Here is an 18,700-nt window from a genome sequence, read left to right on the forward strand (position 1 = left end):
AATGAAAACTGGTAAAGAACTGAAACCCGGTACCGTACTGCGGATCGACAACGACCCGTGGCTGGTACAGAAAGCCGAATTCACCAAGTCCGGTCGCAACAGTGCGATCATGAAGACCAAGCTGAAGAACCTGCTGACCGGCTACAAGACCGAAACCGTCTACTTCGCCGACGACAAGCTGGACGACGTGATCCTCGATCGCAAGGAAGTCACCCTGTCCTTCATCAGCGGTGATGCCTACACCTTCATGGACACCACCGACTACACCATGTACGAACTGAACGCCGAAGACATCGACGCCGTTCTGCCGTACATCGAAGAAGGCATGCAGGACGTCTGCGCCCTGACCATGTACGAAGAGAAAGTCGTATCGGTCGAGCTGCCGACCACCATCAGCCGCCAGGTCACCTACACCGAGAACGCTGCTCGCGGCGACACCTCGGGCAAGGTCATGAAGCCGGCCAAGCTGGCCAACGGCACCGAAGTTCAGGTTGCCGACTTCATCGAGATCGACGAGTGGATCGACATCGACACTCGCGACGGCAGCTTCAAGGGCCGTTCCAAGAAGTAATTCTTCTTGCGATCGCAAAAAAACCCGGCCTTGGCCGGGTTTTTTTTCAGGTGCGATATTTGCTGTTGCCAATCGCCGGCAAGCCGGCTCCCACAAAGGGCCTGCAAAATCAAATAGTTATGCGTTTTTCTGTGGGAGCCGGCTTGCCGGCGATTGGGACGCAAAGCGTCCCCTACGATCAAACAGTCACGTGCAACCGCACATCCACATTGTTGCGCGTGGCATTGGAGTACGGGCAGACGTGGTGCGCTTTCTCCACCAGCGCCTCGGCCTCGGCCTGGGCCAGCCCCGGCAGGTTGATGTGCAGGTCGATATCCAGGCCGAACCCGCCCGGGATCTGCCCGATGCCCACCTTGGCGGTGATCGAGCTGTCGGCAGGCAGTTGCTGCTTCGCCTGGCCCGCCACGAACTTCAAGGCGCCGATGAAGCAGGCCGAATAACCGGCTGCGAACATCTGCTCGGGGTTGGTACCGTCGCCGCCAGCGCCGCCCAGCTCCTTGGGCGTGCTCAGCTTGACCTCGAGCTTGCCGTCGCTGGAGCGCGATTTACCATCGCGACCGCCCGTGGAGGTTGCTTCGGCGATGTACAGGGGAGTGACCTTTTGCATCTTGAGCCTCGCTTGTGTGCTGTGCGCCGTGGCGCTGGATGGGTATGGGAGTTAAATTAGCGCTCAATTATTTAGTGCGCAAGATAAATTTCATTCCGTTCATCGGTACGGCGTTCCACAGCATAGCCGTCAGAGGTTTTTTTGCAGGCTGGCGCGCAGCTCCAACAAGTCCGCCTGCAGTTGCTGCAGGCGTTCGATGCTGCGCCCACTGGCTTGCAGGATGCACGGCGGCACGCGCCTGGCCTCGTCCTGCAGGGCGCGCCCCTTGTCGGTCAACTCCACCAGTACCACCCGCTCATCCTCGCGGCTGCGGGTGCGCTTGAGCAGCCCTTCGCTTTCCAGGCGCTTGAGCAGGGGGGTCAGCGAGCCCGGGTCGGTGAGCAGGCGCTGGCTGATCTCGCCCACGGTCAGGCCGTCCTGTTCCCAGAGCACGAGCATGGCCAGGTATTGCGGGTAGGTCAGGCCCAGGGCCTGCAACAGGGGTTTGTAGACCTTGGTCATCAGCAACGAGGTGGAATGCAGGGCGAAGCAGACCTGGTTGTCCAGCAGCAGCTCGTTGCAAGGGGCATTGATGTCGGCGTTCATGCAGGTCCTTGAATGAAGTCAGGGTGAAAATCTAGCACGCTGATGGTTGGCGCGCTCACTACCTGCGCAGTCCGCTGCGCAGGGCCAGGTCCCAGGGGGGTACCGGACTGAAACGGCTCTTGAGGAATTCGAGCAGCAAGCGACTGCGAGAGTTCGTTTCATGTTCCAGGCGTAATGCATAGATGCCACTGCTTTCCGGTGGCGGCAGGCCGTTTTCGCAGAACAGCGGCAGCAGTTCGCCGCGCAGCAGGTAGTCGCTGACCAGCCAGGTAGGCAGATGGGCGATGCCCAGGCCGGCCAGGGCGCCGAACAGCAGCGTCTCGGCATTGTTGGCGGCCATGCGCATGCGTGCCGGGCGGTACAGGCGGCTCTGGCCATCGACCGTGAAGCGCCAGGCGAAGGGCGGCGCCAGGCCGTCCCAGTCCAGGCCATGGTGCTCCGGCAGCTCGCTCGGGCAGGCCGGCACGCCGCGGCTGGCCAGGTAGGCGGGGCTGGCGCAGGCGATGCGCACCATGTAGGCCAGGGGCGTGGCCACCAGGCGGGTGTCGGCCAGGGGACCGGCGCGCAGCACCAAGTCGACCTCGCCCAGGTGGCTGCCGTGCAGGTCGACGAAGCTATCGATCAGACGCAGTTGCACATCCAGCCCAGGGTAGGCCGCCAGGAAGTCGGCGATGGCCGGAGCCAGGTGGCGGCGGCCAAAGGCGGCAGGGGCATCTATGCGGATCAACCCTTCCGGCGCGCTGCTTAACGACACCGCCTCGGCCCGCGCCAGGCGCAGTTCCTCGATGATGCGCCGGGCCCGCTCGGCGAAAGCTTTACCGGCTGGCGTGGCTCGAACTGCGTGGGTGGTGCGGGCGAACAAGCGGCTGCCGACGGCCTGCTCCAGGTTATCGATACGCCGGGCTACCGCCGAGGGCGTCAGCGGGTGGCGGCGCGCCGCGGCGGAGAAGCTGCCGGTTTCCAGCACATCGAGAAACAGGCTCAATTGTTCGGTCAGGGTATCAGGGCTCATGGCACATCACTGTTCCAGCGCGGAGAGGGTTTGCTTGTGCGAAACAAGCAAAGCCATTGTGCGCTGCTGTGCGTTTCCCCGCCAGCAGCGAGCCGCTAGCATGCCCGTATTGTCAAACCGGCGGGATGAGGCGCGGATGATCGAGTGGGTGATGTATGGGGTGTTAGGCGCGGCCCTGGGCACCATGGGTGGATTGTTCGGTATCGGCGGTGGGTTGATCGCGATCCCGGCGTTGGGGGTGTTGTTCGGCCTTGATCAGCAACTGGCGCAAGGCACGGCATTGGTGATGGTGGTGCCCAACGTGCTGCTGGCGCTGTGGCGCTACCACCAGCGTAACCGCATCGAGTTGCGCCATGCCTTGCCGCTGGCGGTGTGCAGCTTCCTGTTCGCCTGGCTCGGCTCGATCTGGGCGGTGGGCATCGATGCACAGTCCATGCGCCTAGGCTTCGTTGGCTTCCTGGTGGCTCTGGCGCTGTGGAACGTGGCGCGGATGTTCCTGCGCGTGCCGCCGCCGAGCGCCGAACTGCGATACCCATGGCCTTGGCTGGGGGTATTGGGAAGTTTCGCCGGTGCCATGGGCGGGTTGTTCGGTGTCGGCGGGGCCGTGGTGGCGACCCCCATCCTGACCAGCGTATTCGGTACCACCCAGGTCGTTGCCCAGGGGCTGCCATTGGCCCTGGCTGCCCCCAGCACCCTGGTGACGCTGGTCACCTACGGTGTGCACGGAAGTGTCGACTGGCACGTAGGTATCCCGCTGGCCATCGGTGGCCTGCTCAGCATCAGTTGGGGCGTGAAGCTGGCCCACGCCTTGCCGGAGAACGTGCTGCGCACGCTATTCTGCATCTTTCTGGTGGCCTGCGCCGTGATGCTGGGCTTGGAGATCTAGCCAAGACGCATCGCCGGCAAGCCGGCTCCCACCTGTCCTGCGCTGTTTTAAGAGGCAGCGTCGTACCTGTGGGAGCCGGCTTGCCGGCGATAGGGCCGGAGCAGGCAACCAAGACAGTTTGCTCCGCTCCCATAGGGCCCGCGCCTCTGCCGGCGACAGGCATCACTTGAACCCTTCGACGATGTAGTCCGCCATGCAGTCGGTGATCGGCGACTGCTGCTGCGTATTGCGCAACAGCATCACATTGGCCAGCGGCAGCTGCGGCAGGCCCTCGTGCTCGCCGAGCATCCGCAGATTGCCGCCGATCAGGCTCTGCAGCTGGGCCGTGACGGCCAGGCCGGCGCTGACGATGGCGAAGATCGCCGCCAGGCTGGGGCTGGTGTAGGCGATGCGATAGTCGATGCCCTGGGCCTCTAGGGCGTTGCAGGTCCAGGCGCGGCAGAAACAGTCGGTGTTGAACAGCGCCAAAGGCATGGGCCGTTGCTCCTGCGGGCAGAAACCTTGCGCCGCGGCCCATACCAGGCGCTCCTGGCGCAGCAGCTGGCCGACCTCGTTGCCCGGCTCGCGGGTGACGATGGTCAGGTCCAGGTCTTGGCGCAGCATCAGGTGTTTGGACGACTCGCAATGCACTTCTACCTGGATGAGCGGGTAGGCCTGGGCGAAGCTCGAAAGAATGGTCGGCAAAAAGCGCATGGCGTAGTCGTCGGGCGTGCCGATGCGCACCACTCCGACCATATGCGGCATGCGCAGGGTGTTGAACACCTCGCCCTGCAGTTTGAGGATGCGTCGGGCATAGCCGAGCAGTACCTGGCCCTCGGCGGTCAGGCGCACCTGGCGGCCGTCGCGTTCGAACAGCTGACGTTGGAGAATGTCTTCTTCGAGCCGTTTCATCTGCATGCTCACCGCCGACTGGGTGCGGTTGACCACCTCGCCGGCGCGGGTGAAACCGCCTTGTTCGGCGATGGCCACGAAGGTGCGAAGTACGTCTGAATCGAGGTTCTGGTACTGGGACATTGCATCAATCTCCGAGATGCATTGCATCAGAAACATTCGTTGGATTGATCTTAAGCCCGGCGCGAGACTGAAGCCATCTTCACGGAGGGCTTCAAGATGAAAGGTCAGATCACTACCCTGTACGTCAAACCTTCCTCGTCATTCACCTATATGGGAAAGGCGTTGCTGGCGCGGCTACTTCGCTGGTACGAGCTGTACCGCCAGCGCCGCGCGTTGCGCAGCCTGAGCGATGCGACCTTGCACGACCTGGGGTTGAGCAGGGCGGATATCGAGCAGGAGGCCGAGCGGCATTTCTGGGATGATCCGCTGCGCAAATGAGTGCCGATGCCATCGCGGGACAAGCCCGCTCCCACAGGGACGGCCTTGTCGCGGATTCTGTGGGAGCCAACTGTCTTGAGTTGCTTGCCCCGGACCTATCGCTGGCAAGCCAGCTCCCACAGGTACAGCGGTGTCTCTGAAAACAGCGCAGGCCTGGTGGGAGCGGGCTTGTCCCGCGATTGGCAGCAGCGCCTTACTTGCGTACTTGCTTCAATGTCTCGGCAATCAGGAACGCCAATTCCAATGACTGGTCGGCATTGAGCCTCGGGTCGCAATGGGTATGGTACCGGTCCGACAATCCATCTTCGGTGATCGGCCGCGCACCGCCGATGCATTCGGTGACATTCTGCCCGGTCATCTCGATGTGAATCCCCCCGGCATGGCTGCCTTCGGCCTGGTGCACCTGGAAGAACTGGCGCACCTCGTCGAGGATCTGCGCGAAATCCCGGGTCTTGTAGCCGCTGCTGGCCTTGATGGTATTGCCGTGCATTGGGTCGGAGCTCCACAGCACCTTGCGCCCTTCGCGCTCGACGGTGCGGATCAACCCCGGCAGGTGCTCGGCCACCTTGCCGGCGCCCATGCGCACGATCAGGTTGAGCCGCCCTGGATCGTTGTCCGGGTTGAGGGTGTCGATCAAGCGGATCAGTTCCTCGGGGTTCATGCTCGGCCCCACCTTCACACCGATCGGGTTGTGCACCCCGCGCAGGAACTCCACATGGGCGCCGTCCAGCTGGCGAGTGCGATCGCCGATCCACAGCATGTGCGCCGAGCAGTCGTAGTAGTCGCCGGTCAGGCTGTCGCGCCGCACGAAGGCTTCCTCGTAGTTGAGCAGCAGCGCTTCGTGGGCGGTGAAGAAGCTCGTCTCGCGCAGTTGCGGTGCGCCGTCCAGGCCGCAGGCGCGCATGAACGCCAGGGTTTCATCGATGCGCCCGGCCAGCTGGTGGTACTTCTCCGACAAGGCCGAGTTGGCGATGAAATCCAGGTTCCACTTGTGCACCTGGTGCAGGTCGGCAAAGCCGCCCTGGGCGAAGGCGCGCAGCAGGTTGAGGCTGGCGGTGGCCTGGTGGTAGGCCTGCAGCAGGCGCTCCGGGTCCGGCACACGGCTCTGCTCGTCGAAACCGATGCCGTTGACGATATCGCCGCGGTAGGCCGGCAAGGTCACCTGGCCGATGGTTTCGTCACCCGAGGAGCGCGGCTTGGCGAACTGCCCGGCCATGCGCCCGACCTTGACCACCGGGCAACCGGCGGCGAAGGTCATGACGATGGCCATCTGCAGCAGCACCTTGAAGGTGTCGCGGATCTTCGCCGCCGAGAACTCGGCGAAACTCTCGGCGCAGTCGCCCCCCTGCAGCAGGAAGGCCCGGCCCTCGGTGACCTCGGCGAACTGCCGGCGCAACTCCCGGGCTTCGCCTGCGAACACCAGTGGTGGGTAGCTGGCCAGGGTCTGCTCGACCTTGAGCAGGTGCGCGGCGTCGGGGTAGGTCGGTTGCTGCTGGATCGGCAGGGTGCGCCAGCTCTCGGGGCTCCAGGGTCGGTTCATCACGGGCTCGGTAGTCGGTTATAGGCTGCCTGCCATGGTATCAGCTGGCGGCGTGCTTGTTGCACCGGGGGCATTGGCGGACAATGGCCGTTTTGCGCGGGCAGGTGGCGGTAATGGGGACGGAGCGGGAAGAGCGGCTGTTGGCCCGGGTCGAGGATGCATTCGGGGTCATCAGCGTCTATGAGGTGGACGACTACCGCTTCCTCGAGTTCGGCGACGCCATCGAGCAAAGCTGCACCTTCACGGCCGACCCCAGCTGGCTGGAGTACGACTACACCCGCGCCATGCTGGTCGGGGCGCTGTGCCACGCGCAACCGGAAAGCGCGCTGTTCCTGGGCCTGGGCGCCGGTACCCTGACCCAGGCCTGCCTGAAGTTCCTGCCCCTGGAAGACGTCGAGGCCATCGAGCTGCGCCCGGACGTGCCGCGCCTGGCGATGCAATATATGGGGCTGGACGACGACCCGCGGTTGTACGTGCGGGTGGGCGATGCCCTGGAGCTGCTGCCCAGCGCCGAGAAGGCCGACCTGTTGTTCGTCGACCTCTATACCGATCATGGGCCCGGCGTCGGCCATTTGGCCTGGGGGTTCCTGGAGAACTGCCAGAAGCAGCTCAACCCAGGCGGGTGGCTGGTGATCAACCAATGGGCAGGGGACGACGGCCGGCCGTTGGGCGCGGCGTTGTTGCGCGGGTTGTACCACCGGCACTACTGGGAGCTGCCGGTGAAGGAGGGGAATGTGATCTTGCTGGTGCCGGCTGATTTGGAGCAGGAACTGGACCTGGACGGGCTGCGGGCGCGGGCCGAGGCGCTGGCGCCGCGGCTTGGGTATTCGCTGGAGTATCTGATCAGGGCGGTTCGATCGGCCAGCTGAGCAAACGGGGCCGCTTTATGGCCCATCGCGGGGCAAGCCCGCTCCAGGGGGCAGCATGCACCGGCCCTGTGGGAGCGGGCTTGTCCCGCGATGAGGAGAACGCGAAAACGATTCAGCGCCCACAGGCTGATGGCCGCGTGCTGGCCTTCACCGTTGAAAAAAATCTCACGGTTCGGCCAGGATTCGGGTATAGTACGCGCCGGTCTTTTAGCGGACCTCAAAATCAGGTGGTGCAAATCCTCCGAGTCCAGCTTCGGCTGCGTGTCCGCTAGGCGGACCTTCCCAAGACGTTCCTTTTTCAATCGTTTTCGCAAATCCCCGCCGCCAAAGCTGCCTGGGTGACCGTTTGGTCTTTCAAGGCATGTGCAGCTTTGGAGCATGGGTCTTTGCGGATGCACCTAGAGGCAGACCCATGACCCAGGAAACCGGCGGATTCGCCGCTCTCGATCTCAATCCGAATATCGTTGCCGCAGTACTGGCGACCGGCTATGAAGAGCCATCGGCCATTCAGCAACAATCGATCCCGATCATCCTCGCCGGTCACGACATGATCGGCCAGGCGCAGACTGGCACCGGCAAGACCGCTGCCTTCGCCCTGCCGATCCTCAATCGCATCGATGTGAGCAAGCGCGAACCGCAAGCCCTGATCCTGGCGCCGACCCGTGAGTTGGCGCTGCAAGTAGCCACCGCTTTCGAAACCTACGCCAAGCAGATGCCGGGCGTGAATGTAGTGGCCGTGTACGGTGGTGCCCCGATGGGCCCACAACTGCGTGCCATCCGTAACGGCGCCCAGATCGTCGTCGCTACCCCTGGCCGCCTGTGCGACCACCTGCGCCGCGACGAGAAAGTCCTGTCCACCGTCCAGTACCTGGTACTCGACGAAGCGGACGAAATGCTCAAGCTCGGCTTCATGGACGACCTGGAAGTCATCTTCAAGGCCATCCCCGAGTCGCGCCAGACCGTGCTGTTCTCCGCCACCCTGCCGTCGTCGATCCGCTCGATCGCCGAGCGTCACCTGCGTGAGCCCAAGCACGTCAAGATCCAGAGCAAGACCCAGACCGTCACCGCGATCGAGCAGGCTCACCTGATGGTCCACGCCGACCAGAAGATCCCGGCCGTGCTGCGTCTGCTGGAAGTGGAAGAGTTCGACGCGCTGATCGCTTTCGTGCGTACCAAGCAAGCCACCCTGGACCTGGCCGCCGCCCTGGAAGCCAAGGGCTACAAGGCTGCCGCACTGAACGGCGACATCGCCCAGAACCAGCGTGAGCGCGTCATCGACTCGCTCAAGGATGGCCGCCTGGACATCGTCGTCGCCACCGACGTCGCGGCCCGAGGCCTGGACGTGCCACGTATCACCCACGTGTTCAACGTCGACATGCCGTACGATCCGGAGTCCTACGTGCACCGTATCGGCCGTACCGGCCGTGCCGGTCGCGATGGCCGTGCGCTGCTGCTGGTCACCCCGCGTGAACGCCGCATGCTGCAGGTCATCGAGCGTGTCACCGGGCAGAAGGTCGCCGAAGCCCGCCTGCCGAACCCGCAGGCCGTGCTCGACGCGCGCATCAAGAAGCTGACCGCGAGCCTGGCGCCGCTGGTGGCCGAATCGGAGGCCAGCCATGGCGAACTGTTCGACCGCCTGACCGCTGACCTGGGCTGCAGCCCACGTGCCCTGGCCTCGGCCCTGCTGCGCAAGGCCACCAACGGCCAGGCCCTTGACCTGGCCGCGGTCGAGCGCGAACAGCCGCTGGTGCCGACCTACACCCCGCGTGAGCGTGGCGAACGCAGTGAGCGCGGTGAGCGTAGCGAGCGTGGTGACCGCGAGCGTCGCGCGCCGATGCCGCTGCCGGAAGGCCGCGTGCGCTGCCGTACCGCCCTCGGTGCCCGTGACGGTATCGCCGCCAAGAACCTGCTGGGCGCGATCCTCAATGAGGGTGGCCTGGCACGCGATGCCATCGGCCGCATCCAGGTACGCGACAGCTTCAGCCTGGTCGAGCTGCCGGAAGAAGGCCTGGAGCGTTTGCTGTCCAAGCTCAAGGACACCCGTGTGGCGGGCAAGCAGCTGAAGCTGCGCCGCTACCGCGAGGATTGATCCTGGCGCAATGAAAAAATCCCCGGCCTCGGCTGGGGATTTTTTTGCCCGGTTGGAATGGCCCAATCGCCGGCAAGCCGGCTCCCACAGGCTCGACGCAGTGCTGTTGGGCCGGCTTGCCGGCGATTGGGCTCTTCAGTCGAACCGATAGATATCCATCCCCAACGCCCCCAGGGTAAACCCCTGGTGCACCACCGAGAACGTCCCGCCAGCCCCCAAGGCGAAGAACAACGGCAATAGATGCTCGTCACTGGGATGGTTGCGCTCGGCAAACGGTGCCTGCCGCCGATAGTCGAGCAGCGCGTCGCGGTCATCCGCGGCCAGCCTGTCCACCACCCAATCGCGGAATGCCAGCGCCCAGGGCTCGACCATATCAGGCCCTGCGTGCCAGTCCAGTTCGCCCAGGTTGTGGGTGATGCTGCCCGAGCCCACCAGCAGGATGCCCTCGGCGCGCAATGCCGAAAGCGCCTCGCCAACCTTCACCTGCAACGCCGGGCCGAGCGGGCTGGGCAGCGATACCTGGATAACCGGGATGCGGGCGCCTGGGTACATCAATGACAACGGCACCCAGGCGCCGTGGTCGAATGGGCGGCGGGCGTCCAGGCGTGCCGGCAAGCCGGTCGCCGCCAGGCGCTCGACGACCTGTTCGGCCAGAGCCGGTTCGCCCGGTGCGGGATACTGCACCGCATACAGCGCAGCAGGAAAGCCATGGAAGTCGTGCCAGGTTTCGGGCTGGGCGTTGCCCGTCACCAGCAGCTCGCGGCTCTCCCAGTGTGCCGACACCACCACGACCGCCTTCGGTCGCGCCAGGGCATCGGCCAGGCTTTTCAGGGCCGGGCCGCTGGCGCCGGGTTGCAGGGCAAGCATCGGGGAGCCGTGGGAAATGAACAGGCTAGGCAGCATGATGAAGTCCTGGCGGTTAAGATGGCTTCATCTTCGATCACTCATCGATCGATATCCAATATAAGTTTTCAAGGCATTTCATCGAAAAATCGGGAGGAAGCATGGAGCCAACGTTCTGGCACAAGCGGTGGGCGGACAACCAGATCGGCTTTCACCAAGCGCAGGTGAACCCCGACCTGCAGGCCCACTGGCCGAAGTTGGGCCTGGCCCCAGGCAGTCGCGTGCTGGTGCCGTTGTGCGGCAAGAGCCTGGACATGGCCTGGCTGGCCGGGCAGGGGCATCGGGTGCTGGGCGTGGAGCTGTCGCGACGGGCGGTGGAAAGCTTCTTCCAGGAGCATGGCCTGGTACCGGAGGTGGAGCAGCAAGGCGCTTTCGAAGTGTGGCGCAGTGGGGATGTAGAACTGTGGTGCGGGGACATCTTCGCCCTGCGAGCGGAAGATTTGGAGGCGTGTGTCGGGGTCTATGACCGCGCCGCCTTGATCGCACTGCCACCAGCCATGCGCGAGCGCTACATGGCATTGCTGTCGACGCTGCTGCCGAGTGCCTGCAAAGGCGTGTTGGTGACGCTCGATTATGACCAGGCCTTGCTCGACGGGCCGCCGTTCTCGGTGGCGGACGACGAGGTGCGGGCCGGGTTCGTCGGGTGGCGAGTGGAGCGGCTCGAGGCGCGGGAGATCATCAAGGAAAGCCCGAAGTTCGAGCAGGCAGGGGTGCCGAGCCTGGTGGAGCGGGTATATCGGTTGGAGCGGTGAAGGGGAGGGCTGTGCCCTCCAATCGCGGGGCAAGCCCGCTCCAGAGCGGCGCCTCACCTGAATACAAAAGGGCGACCGAAGTCGCCCTTTTGTTGTTTACCCGTTGATCAACCGCGGCGGCGCAGGGCCTCGATGCGCTCTTCCAGCGGCGGGTGGCTCATCAGCAGGCCGGCCAGGCCGTGCTTGAGGCCGCCGTTGATGCCGAACGCCTTGAGAGTGTCGGGCATATGCACCGGCATGCCTTGTTCCACGCGCAGACGCTGCAGGGCGCCGATCATCGCGCCGGTGCCGGCCAGCTGGGCGCCGGCTTCGTCGGCGCGGTATTCGCGGCGGCGCGAGAACCACATGACGATCATGCTGGCCAGGATGCCCAGGATCAGCTCGGCGACAATGGTCGCCACGTAGTAGGCGATGCCCTGGCCTTCTTCGTTCTTGAAGATCACCTTGTCGACGAAGTTGCCGATGATGCGAGCGAAGAACATCACGAAGGTGTTCACCACGCCTTGCACCAGCGCCAGGGTCACCATGTCACCGTTGGCGACGTGGCCGATCTCGTGGGCCAACACCGCACGCACCTCGTCGGGCGAGAAGCGCTCCAGCAGGCCCTGGGAGACGGCCACCAGGGCGTCGTTGCGGTTCCAGCCGGTGGCGAAGGCGTTGGCCTCGTAGGCCGGGAAGATACCCACCTCGGGCATCTTGATGCCGGCCTCGCGAGACAGCTCCTCGACCGTTTGCAGCAGCCACTGCTCGTGGCGGGTGCGCGGCTGGGTAATGATCTGGGTGCCGGTGGTCATCTTCGCCATCCACTTGGAGATGAACAGCGAAACCAGGGAACCTGCAAAACCGAAAACGGCGCAGAAGACCAGCAGCTGGCTGAGGTTGAGGTCAACCCCATTGGCCGCCATGAACCCGTTGAAGCCGAACAGGCTCAGGGTAATGCTTGCAACCAGCACCACCGCGAGGTTGGTGGCTACAAACAACAGAATGCGCATCATGGTTGTTACGTTCTCCTGACGGACGAAAATGTTGCGTACTGCGGGCTATATAAGGGGCAGGTCCTGCTGATTCAACCGGGGGACTATTTCAAACTGTGTACGGCGGAGTATGGCAGAGGTTGGAGCGGGAGCTGTGGGGCAGAGCGTTGCAGGATGTAAGAGGTTTCTTAACAGCCCGCTGAAAGCCCAATCGCCGGCAAGCCGGCTCCCACAGGTACGGCACTGCTTTCGAGCGCAGCGCAGGCCTGGTGGGAGCCGGCTTGCCGGCGATTGGGCGCTGCGCTGTTACTGCTGGTAGGTGCGCAGGAAATTGCCAATACGCCCGATTGCCTGCTCCAGGTCGTCCACCCGCGGCAGGGTCACCACGCGGAAGTGGTCCGGCCATGGCCAGTTGAACGCCGTGCCCTGGACGATCAGCAGCTTCTCGGACAACAGCAGGTCGAGCACGAACTTCTCGTCGTTATGGATCGGGCAGACCTTCGGGTCGATCTTCGGGAAGGCATACAACGCGCCCATGGGCTTGACGCAGCTCACGCCTGGGATGGCATTGAGCAGCTCGTAAGTGCGGTTGCGCTGCTCCAGCAGCCGGCCTGGCGGCAGTACCAGGTCATTGATGCTCTGGTAGCCGCCCAGGGCGGTCTGGATCGCGTGCTGGGCCGGCACGTTGGCGCACAGGCGCATGTTGGCCAGCATGTCGATGCCTTCGATATAGCTCTGGGCGTGATGCTTGGGCCCGGAGATGATCAGCCAGCCGGAGCGGAAGCCCGCCACCCGGTACGACTTGGACAGGCCGTTGAAGGTCAGGCACAGCAGATCCGGGGCCAGCGAGGCGGTGCTGATGTGCACGGCTTCATCGTAGAGGATCTTGTCGTAGATCTCGTCGGAGAACACCACCAGGTTGTGCTGGCGCGCAAGCTCCAGCATGCCCAGCAGCAGCTCCTTGGAATACACCGCGCCTGTCGGGTTGTTCGGGTTGATGATCACCAGGGCCTTGGTGTTGGGGGTGATCTTGGCCTTGATGTCCTCGAGGTCGGGGAACCAATCGGCCTGCTCGTCGCACAGGTAGTGCACCGGCTTGCCGCCTGCCAGGCTCACCGCGGCGGTCCACAGGGGGTAGTCCGGCGCCGGGATCAGCACCTCGTCACCGTTGTTGAGCAACGCCTGCATGGACATCACGATCAGCTCGGACACACCGTTGCCCAGGTAGATGTCCTCGATGCCGACGCCTTCGATCTGCTTCTGCTGGCAGTACTGCATCACCGCCTTGCGCGCGCTGAACAGGCCCTTGGAGTCGCTGTAGCCCTGGGCGGTGGGCAGGTTGCGGATCACATCCTGAAGGATCTCGTCCGGCGCTTCGAAGCCAAACGGGGCCGGGTTGCCGATGTTCAGCTTGAGGATGCGATGGCCTTCCTCTTCCAGGCGTTTGGCGTGCTTGAGCACTGGGCCGCGAATGTCGTAGCAGACATTGGCGAGCTTGTTCGATTTGCTGAACTGCATGATGTGATCCCGATTGAGAAGTCGCGGCGCACCGCCGTCAAAAGGTTTGAAAAGGGCGGAGCGCATGCCAGACTGGCTGGCAGAGAAGCCCACTAATATACGTGTCACCCCCGCCATAAAGAAAGACGGCGCGAGTGAAATTCAGCCTGCCGAGGTTACCCATGCAAAAGATCGACAAGACCCTGGAACAGTGGCGCCAGATGCTCGACCCCGCCCAGTACCAGGTGTGCCGCCTGAAGGGCACCGAGCGCCCGTTCAGCGGCAAGTACAACAGCGAGCGGCGCGACGGTATCTACCATTGCATCTGCTGTGACCTGCCGCTGTTCGATGCCAAGGCCAAGTTCGACTCCGGTTGCGGCTGGCCGAGCTTCTACGAGCCGATCGAGCAAAGCGCCATGATCGAAGTGCGCGACACCTCCCATGGCATGATCCGTACCGAAGTCACCTGTGCCCGCTGCGATGCCCACCTGGGCCACGTATTCCCCGACGGCCCGCCACCGACCGGCCTGCGCTACTGCATCAACTCGGTGTGCCTGGACCTCAAGCCGCGTGACTGACCGGAGACCTGCGATGGCCGATTCGCTGAGCGATATCCGCTGCGTCACCCTCGGTGGCGAGCACAAAGTGCTGGGCGACTTTCCCGGCAAGGCGCTGTTGGTGGTCAATACCGCCAGCCAATGCGGTTTCACGCCCCAATACAAGGGCCTGGAGCAGCTCTGGCAGGACTACAGGGCCCAAGGCCTGGTGGTGCTGGGCTTTCCCTGCAACCAGTTCGGCAAGCAGGAACCGGGCGAGGCGCGGGAGATCGCACAATTCTGCGAGCGCAACTTCGGCGTGAGCTTCCCGCTGTTTCGCAAGGTCGAGGTCAACGGCCCAGGCGCCCACCCATTGTTCGTCGAATTGAAAAAGCGTGCGCCGGGCATCCTCGGCACGCAACGGATCAAGTGGAATTTCACCAAGTTCCTGGTCGACCCGGCCAGCGGCAAGGTCACCCGCTTTTCTCCCAGCACCAAGCCCGACGCACTCAAGGCGCCGATCGAGGCGCTGCTTGATCGCTGAACGGCACCCAGTGCTCGACCAGCGCCAGCAATTCCTCACGGCGAAACGGCTTGGCCAGGTAGTCGTTCATGCCTGCTGCGCGGCAGCGCTCGCGCTCCTCGGGCATGGCATTGGCGGTCAAGGCGACGATCGGCAAGGCTGACCAGCGCCCGTCCTGGCGGATGCGCCGGGTGGCTTCGTAGCCATCCATCACGGGCATGTTGCAGTCCATCAGCACCATGTCCACCGCTTCGTGCTCCAACTGCTCCAGGGCCTCGAGGCCCTGGGTGGCCAGCAGCACCTCGCAGCCGAGTTTTAACAGCATGCCCTTGGCCACCAGTTGGTTGACCGGATTGTCCTCCACCAGCAGCACGCGTGCCCGCCGCTGCCTGGGTTGGGCCTGCTCGTGGGAGGGGGGCGCGTCGGGCTCGTCACCTAGCAGTGCACGGCGCAGGACCTGGTACAGGGCATTGCGTGCCAGCGGGCGGGCCAGTTGCAGCAAGGGCGCCAGTTGCGTGGCTTCGTCACCGGTCAGGAAATTGCCGTAGGCCGTCACCAGCAGGATCGGTGCCTTCAGCCCCGGCCGCAAGGCGAACAGGTGCTCGAGGTCATCGGTGATCAACAGGTCGGGCGCGGCATCGGCGACCTGGGCCACCTCGTCCAGCCGTTGGTAGGCCAGGCCCCAGCCGGGCAGCAGGCCTTGCAGCAGCTCGGCCAGGCCGCTGCCGGCATTGCTCAGGGCCACCACGCGCCCGGTCAGCGGCGCGGGCGGGATCGCTTCGGTGTGCACGAGCAGCGGCAGCTCGGCGCTGAAACGGCTGCCGAAGCCGGCCTCGGACTGGATATGCAGGTGACCTTGCATGGCCTTGCACAGGTTGCGCGTCAAGGCCAGGCCCAGGCCGGTACCGCCGTACTGGCGGGTGATGCCGGCGCCGGCCTGCGTGAAAGGCTGGAAGATCCGAGCCTGGGCTTGCTCCGGGATACCGATGCCGGTGTCGCAGACCTCCAGCCGCACGCCGCCGACGATGGGCGCCAGGCGCACATCGACACGACCGAAACGGGTGAACTTGAGGGCGTTGGACAACAGGTTGCTAACGATCTGCCGTACCCGGGTCGGGTCACCCACGACTGAACTCGGGAAGCCTGGGCTGACCAGGCAGGTCAGCTCGACGTTGGCCGCGGCATTCTGCGACAGCAGGTTGGCGGTGTCCTCGACCATCGCCCCCATGTCGAACGGGATGCGTTCGAGCTCCAGCTGGCCGGCATCGAACTTGGACAAATCGAGGATGTCGTTGAGCAATTCTACAAGCACCTTGCCCGAGTCGTGGGCGATCGACAGCTGCTGGTGTTGTTCGGCTGCCAGCGGGCTGTCCAGGGCCAAGGCGATCATGCCGAGCATGCCGTTGAGCGGCGTGCGGATCTCGTGGCTCATGTTGGCCAGGAAGGCGGACCGTGTCTGGGCCATGTCCAGCGCCCGTTGGCGCGCCAGTTCCAGTTCCTGGTTGGACTGGCTCAGGCGGTCGTTGCTGGCCTTCAGTTCGTTGGTGCGGGCCGAGACGATGTCCTCCAGTTCGTTCAGGTACTGGGTCAGGCGGTTCTCGGCGTTGCGCCGTTGCTGGATTTCCGCGGCCATGCTGACGAGCTGCTGGTTGGTCACCTTCACCAGCACGCCGATCTCGTCCTGTTCATGGCCGGGCGGGCATTCCAGGCGGCCCGGCTGCGGGTGGCGCGGGTCGCTGCTGCTCAGGGCTGCGATGACCCTGACCAGGGGTTTGGTCAGCATCAGGTAGAACAGCCCCAGAAGGATGCCGGTCAGCACCAGGCTGCGGGCGAACCCATTGACCAGGGTGACCCCGGCGCGGTCGAGGAAGCGGCTGCCGAAGGCGTAGGTATCGACTTCCAGGTACAGGGTGCCCTGGTAGTCGTTGGGCATGTGCGGCAGGAACAAGCGTTCCTGGAACTGGCGCTGCTCGCCGAACAGAAAATCGCTCAAGGGGCGGTAGCGGTCCTCCAAGCGTGGACGCTGGGAGTCGGCCAGCACCGAGTCGTTGTTATCGACCAGGCGTGCGCGGGTCACTGCCGGCGATTGCAACAGGCCACCGGTCAATTCCTTGGCCAGCTCCGCGTCGATGTTGTAGGAAATGCGTGAGACCGGGTCATGGGTGATCTGCAGCAAGGCCTGAATTTCGCGGTTGATGGACGCGTCTTCGCTGGCATAATCGATACCGATCTGGACGAGGCTGAGCAAGGTACCCAGTACGCAGCCGACCAGGACTGTCAAGCGGGCTTGCTTGTATGACAGGCGATTGGTGAACTTGATATCCATGAGTCCCGAGCCGGTTTCGCGCCCCTGCGCTGCGCAAGCATAGCCCGAGACACCTTAGGCTGCTGCCAGGTCTGTCTGTTCATTTTCAGGTTGGCCGCTATTTTTGGGCTGCCGTGCGGCCCATCGCGGGGCAAGCCCGCTCCCACAGGTCCGGTGAGGCACCTTCCTTTTGGTGGTGCCGCCTTCTTGTGGGAGCGGGCTTGCCCCGCGATGGGCCGCGCAGCGGCCCCTACTGACACCCAGGAGCTCCAATGGACGCCCGCTTGACCGCTTTTCTCGACCGCGCCGAGTCCGTGCTCGCGCGCCTCGAACCCCTGTTGCCGGCACCGCGCCCGGACATCGACTGGTCGACCACGCTGGCCGCGCGCTGGCAGCGCGATGGCCGCAGCGGCTACCTGCTGCCGTTGCAGGTCAGCCTCGATATCCGCCTGAGCGACCTGATCGGCGTCGACCAGCAGCGTGAGCAATTGGGCCGCAACACCCACCAGTTCATCCAGGGCCTGCCCGCCAACCACGCCTTGCTGTGGGGCTCGCGCGGCACCGGCAAGTCGTCGCTGGTGCGTGCGCTGCTGGCCGAACACGCTGGCCAGGGCCTGCGCCTGATCGAGATCGAGCGCGACCACCTGGCCGACCTGCCGCGGGTGGTCGAGCAGCTGCAAGCCTGCGAGCAGCGCTTCATCCTGTTCTGCGACGACTTGTCGTTCGAAGCAGGGGAGGGCGACTACCGGGTGCTCAAGAGCGTACTCGACGGCTCGCTGGAGCAGGCGCCGGACAACGTGCTGCTGTATGCCACCTCCAACCGCCGTCACCTGGTGCCGGAAAAGGAAAGCGACAACGAGCACTGGAAGCGCGTCGATGGCGAGCTGCACCCCAGCGAGGCGGTGGAGGACAAGATCGCCCTCTCGGACCGTTTCGGCCTGTGGCTGTCGTTCTACCCCTTTACCCAGGACCACTTCCTCGATGTGGTCGAACACTGGATCGGCCAGCTGGCCGCTGCTGCCGGCCTGCGCTGGCAGCGTGACGAGCAGTTGGACATTCTCGCCGTGCGCTGGGCCACCGGCCGCGGCAACCGTAATGGCCGGTGTGCCTATCAGTTCGCCCGCTATTGGGTCGGGCTGCAATTGCTGGAGCAAAAACAATGATCGACCTCAATGCCAGTGGCAACGGCCTCGATGGCTATGACCTGCTGGCCGCGCAAGTGCAGGCGCTGTTCGCCGACGAGCGTGATTTCATCGCCAACGCCGCGCAGTTTTCTGCCTTCCTCTATCACCAGGTGGAGGATTTGAACTGGGCGGGTTTTTACCTCAGTCGTGACGAGCAACTGGTGCTGGGCCCGTTCCAGGGCCAGGTGGCCTGCGTGCGCATTCCCTTCGGCAAAGGCGTGTGTGGCGCCGCGGCGGCCACCCGGCAGACCCAGCGGGTCGAGGACGTGCATGCCTTCCCTGGGCATATCGCCTGCGACAGCGCGTCCAACAGCGAGCTGGTGATTCCTTTGGTCAAGCAAGGGCGGTTGATTGGTGTGCTGGACCTGGACAGCCCCAGGCTTGCGCGCTTCAGCGAAGCGGACCGGGTGGGGCTGGAGCGCCTGGCGGCGATCTTCTTGGAACTGACCGACTGCTGAAGGGGCTGCAAAGGGCCTGAGCCTGGGTTGTCAGGGTGGGTCAATCGCCGGCAAGCCGGCTCCCACCGGGGCCGCGC

General features: G+C 64.3%; 17 protein-coding genes and 2 pseudogenes. 10 read left to right on the plus strand and 9 right to left on the minus strand.

The genetic code is table 11. The annotated features are described in order from the left end of the window. Position 1 precedes the first annotated feature (1 nt). Positions 2–571 (plus strand): elongation factor P, encoded by a 570-nt coding sequence (efp, locus tag IRZ56_RS10975; protein ID WP_170028870.1) that lies wholly within the window; start codon positions 2–4, stop codon positions 569–571. A 178-nt stretch (positions 572–749) separates the two neighbouring features. Here the strand turns inward: efp and IRZ56_RS10980 are convergent, their stop codons facing one another. From IRZ56_RS10980 to IRZ56_RS10990, 3 genes are all read right to left on the minus strand, one after another. Next, positions 750–1,178, minus strand: coding sequence for an organic hydroperoxide resistance protein (locus tag IRZ56_RS10980; protein ID WP_084854979.1), 429 nt, complete (start codon positions 1,176–1,178; stop codon positions 750–752). Positions 1,179–1,307: 129 nt separating this feature from the next. Further along, entirely contained in the window at positions 1,308–1,763 is a 456-nt protein-coding gene (locus tag IRZ56_RS10985) for a MarR family winged helix-turn-helix transcriptional regulator (RefSeq protein WP_196144961.1), read from the minus strand. A 58-nt stretch (positions 1,764–1,821) separates the two neighbouring features. Next, positions 1,822–2,775, minus strand: coding sequence for a LysR family transcriptional regulator (locus IRZ56_RS10990; RefSeq protein ID WP_196144962.1), 954 nt, complete (start codon positions 2,773–2,775; stop codon positions 1,822–1,824). Positions 2,776–2,911: 136 nt separating this feature from the next. Here IRZ56_RS10990 and IRZ56_RS10995 point away from each other — a divergent pair, with 136 nt between their 5' ends. Further along, on the plus strand, positions 2,912–3,661 hold the full coding sequence (locus IRZ56_RS10995) for a sulfite exporter TauE/SafE family protein (protein ID WP_196145026.1): 750 nt from the start codon (positions 2,912–2,914) through the stop codon (positions 3,659–3,661). A gap of 162 nt (positions 3,662–3,823) precedes the next feature. Here the strand turns inward: IRZ56_RS10995 and IRZ56_RS11000 are convergent, their stop codons facing one another. After that, entirely contained in the window at positions 3,824–4,675 is an 852-nt protein-coding gene (locus tag IRZ56_RS11000) for a LysR substrate-binding domain-containing protein (protein ID WP_196144963.1), read from the minus strand. 96 nt (positions 4,676–4,771) lie between these two features. On the opposite strand from IRZ56_RS11000, the gene IRZ56_RS11005 reads away from it, so the two are divergent. Then, positions 4,772–4,993, plus strand: a complete 222-nt coding sequence (locus tag IRZ56_RS11005; protein ID WP_196144964.1) for a DUF1127 domain-containing protein — start codon at positions 4,772–4,774, stop codon at positions 4,991–4,993. 193 nt (positions 4,994–5,186) lie between these two features. Here the strand turns inward: IRZ56_RS11005 and IRZ56_RS11010 are convergent, their stop codons facing one another. Continuing rightward, on the minus strand, positions 5,187–6,533 hold the full coding sequence (locus IRZ56_RS11010; RefSeq protein ID WP_196144965.1) for a class II 3-deoxy-7-phosphoheptulonate synthase: 1,347 nt from the start codon (positions 6,531–6,533) through the stop codon (positions 5,187–5,189). A gap of 113 nt (positions 6,534–6,646) precedes the next feature. On the opposite strand from IRZ56_RS11010, the gene IRZ56_RS11015 reads away from it, so the two are divergent. Together IRZ56_RS11015 and IRZ56_RS11020 are read left to right on the plus strand one after the other, a co-directional pair. Continuing rightward, on the plus strand, positions 6,647–7,402 hold the full coding sequence (locus IRZ56_RS11015) for a spermidine synthase (RefSeq protein WP_196144966.1): 756 nt from the start codon (positions 6,647–6,649) through the stop codon (positions 7,400–7,402). Positions 7,403–7,780: 378 nt separating this feature from the next. Beyond that, positions 7,781–9,491 (plus strand): annotated as a pseudogene (locus tag IRZ56_RS11020) (DEAD/DEAH box helicase). A gap of 135 nt (positions 9,492–9,626) precedes the next feature. Here the strand turns inward: IRZ56_RS11020 and IRZ56_RS11025 are convergent. After that, the gene (locus tag IRZ56_RS11025; protein ID WP_196144968.1) at positions 9,627–10,394 is read right to left on the minus strand and encodes a DODA-type extradiol aromatic ring-opening family dioxygenase; all 768 of its coding nucleotides are present in this window, start codon (positions 10,392–10,394) and stop codon (positions 9,627–9,629) included. 101 nt (positions 10,395–10,495) lie between these two features. Here IRZ56_RS11025 and IRZ56_RS11030 point away from each other — a divergent pair, with 101 nt between their 5' ends. Continuing rightward, entirely contained in the window at positions 10,496–11,146 is a 651-nt protein-coding gene (locus IRZ56_RS11030) for a thiopurine S-methyltransferase (protein WP_196144969.1), read from the plus strand. Between the two features lie 107 nt (positions 11,147–11,253). Here IRZ56_RS11030 and htpX read toward each other — a convergent pair whose 3' ends face one another. Together htpX and IRZ56_RS11040 are read right to left on the minus strand one after the other, a co-directional pair. Continuing rightward, on the minus strand, positions 11,254–12,141 hold the full coding sequence (htpX, locus tag IRZ56_RS11035) for a protease HtpX (RefSeq protein ID WP_196144970.1): 888 nt from the start codon (positions 12,139–12,141) through the stop codon (positions 11,254–11,256). Positions 12,142–12,426: 285 nt separating this feature from the next. Then, positions 12,427–13,638: a pyridoxal phosphate-dependent aminotransferase gene (locus IRZ56_RS11040; RefSeq protein WP_084854990.1), complete on the minus strand. Its 1,212-nt coding sequence runs from the start codon at positions 13,636–13,638 to the stop codon at positions 12,427–12,429. A gap of 161 nt (positions 13,639–13,799) precedes the next feature. Between IRZ56_RS11040 and msrB the strand changes: the two genes are divergently transcribed. Beyond that, positions 13,800–14,195: a peptide-methionine (R)-S-oxide reductase MsrB gene (msrB, locus tag IRZ56_RS11045; RefSeq protein WP_196144971.1), complete on the plus strand. Its 396-nt coding sequence runs from the start codon at positions 13,800–13,802 to the stop codon at positions 14,193–14,195. Positions 14,196–14,208: 13 nt separating this feature from the next. Next, positions 14,209–14,697: a glutathione peroxidase gene (locus IRZ56_RS11050; RefSeq protein WP_196144972.1), complete on the plus strand. Its 489-nt coding sequence runs from the start codon at positions 14,209–14,211 to the stop codon at positions 14,695–14,697. Here IRZ56_RS11050 and IRZ56_RS11055 read toward each other — a convergent pair. Continuing rightward, positions 14,663–17,043: pseudogene (locus IRZ56_RS11055) on the minus strand (response regulator). The gene IRZ56_RS11050 and the pseudogene IRZ56_RS11055 sit on opposite strands and share 35 nt — an antisense overlap. A 210-nt stretch (positions 17,044–17,253) precedes the next feature. On the opposite strand from IRZ56_RS11055, the gene IRZ56_RS11060 reads away from it, so the two are divergent. Both IRZ56_RS11060 and IRZ56_RS11065 read left to right on the plus strand, forming a co-directional pair. Further along, entirely contained in the window at positions 17,254–18,144 is an 891-nt protein-coding gene (locus IRZ56_RS11060) for an ATP-binding protein (protein ID WP_196144974.1), read from the plus strand. Then, entirely contained in the window at positions 18,141–18,623 is a 483-nt protein-coding gene (locus IRZ56_RS11065; protein WP_196144975.1) for a GAF domain-containing protein, read from the plus strand. The genes IRZ56_RS11060 and IRZ56_RS11065 overlap by 4 nt, the downstream gene beginning before the upstream one ends. Positions 18,624–18,700 lie beyond the last annotated feature (77 nt).

The sequence above is a fragment of the Pseudomonas guariconensis genome (assembly GCF_015680235.1).
GTDB lineage: Bacteria > Pseudomonadota > Gammaproteobacteria > Pseudomonadales > Pseudomonadaceae > Aquipseudomonas > Aquipseudomonas guariconensis_A.

Excerpts from the sequence above, each read along its gene's own strand:
- IRZ56_RS11015 (WP_196144966.1), top strand. The coding sequence starts at position 6,647 with ATGGGGACGGAGCGGGAAGAGCGGCTGTTGGCCCGGGTCGAGGATGCA.
- IRZ56_RS11065 (WP_196144975.1), top strand. The coding sequence starts at position 18,141 with ATGATCGACCTCAATGCCAGTGGCAACGGCCTCGATGGCTATGACCTG.
- htpX (WP_196144970.1), bottom strand. The coding sequence starts at position 12,141 with ATGATGCGCATTCTGTTGTTTGTAGCCACCAACCTCGCGGTGGTGCTG.
- IRZ56_RS10990 (WP_196144962.1), bottom strand. The coding sequence starts at position 2,775 with ATGAGCCCTGATACCCTGACCGAACAATTGAGCCTGTTTCTCGATGTG.
- IRZ56_RS11025 (WP_196144968.1), bottom strand. The coding sequence starts at position 10,394 with ATGCTGCCTAGCCTGTTCATTTCCCACGGCTCCCCGATGCTTGCCCTG.
- IRZ56_RS10985 (WP_196144961.1), bottom strand. The coding sequence starts at position 1,763 with ATGAACGCCGACATCAATGCCCCTTGCAACGAGCTGCTGCTGGACAAC.
- IRZ56_RS11010 (WP_196144965.1), bottom strand. The coding sequence starts at position 6,533 with ATGAACCGACCCTGGAGCCCCGAGAGCTGGCGCACCCTGCCGATCCAG.
- msrB (WP_196144971.1), top strand. The coding sequence starts at position 13,800 with ATGCAAAAGATCGACAAGACCCTGGAACAGTGGCGCCAGATGCTCGAC.
- IRZ56_RS11005 (WP_196144964.1), top strand. The coding sequence starts at position 4,772 with ATGAAAGGTCAGATCACTACCCTGTACGTCAAACCTTCCTCGTCATTC.
- IRZ56_RS11000 (WP_196144963.1), bottom strand. The coding sequence starts at position 4,675 with ATGTCCCAGTACCAGAACCTCGATTCAGACGTACTTCGCACCTTCGTG.
- IRZ56_RS11060 (WP_196144974.1), top strand. The coding sequence starts at position 17,254 with ATGGACGCCCGCTTGACCGCTTTTCTCGACCGCGCCGAGTCCGTGCTC.
- IRZ56_RS11050 (WP_196144972.1), top strand. The coding sequence starts at position 14,209 with ATGGCCGATTCGCTGAGCGATATCCGCTGCGTCACCCTCGGTGGCGAG.
- IRZ56_RS10995 (WP_196145026.1), top strand. The coding sequence starts at position 2,912 with ATGATCGAGTGGGTGATGTATGGGGTGTTAGGCGCGGCCCTGGGCACC.
- efp (WP_170028870.1), top strand. The coding sequence starts at position 2 with ATGAAAACTGGTAAAGAACTGAAACCCGGTACCGTACTGCGGATCGAC.
- IRZ56_RS11030 (WP_196144969.1), top strand. The coding sequence starts at position 10,496 with ATGGAGCCAACGTTCTGGCACAAGCGGTGGGCGGACAACCAGATCGGC.
- IRZ56_RS11040 (WP_084854990.1), bottom strand. The coding sequence starts at position 13,638 with ATGCAGTTCAGCAAATCGAACAAGCTCGCCAATGTCTGCTACGACATT.
- IRZ56_RS10980 (WP_084854979.1), bottom strand. The coding sequence starts at position 1,178 with ATGCAAAAGGTCACTCCCCTGTACATCGCCGAAGCAACCTCCACGGGC.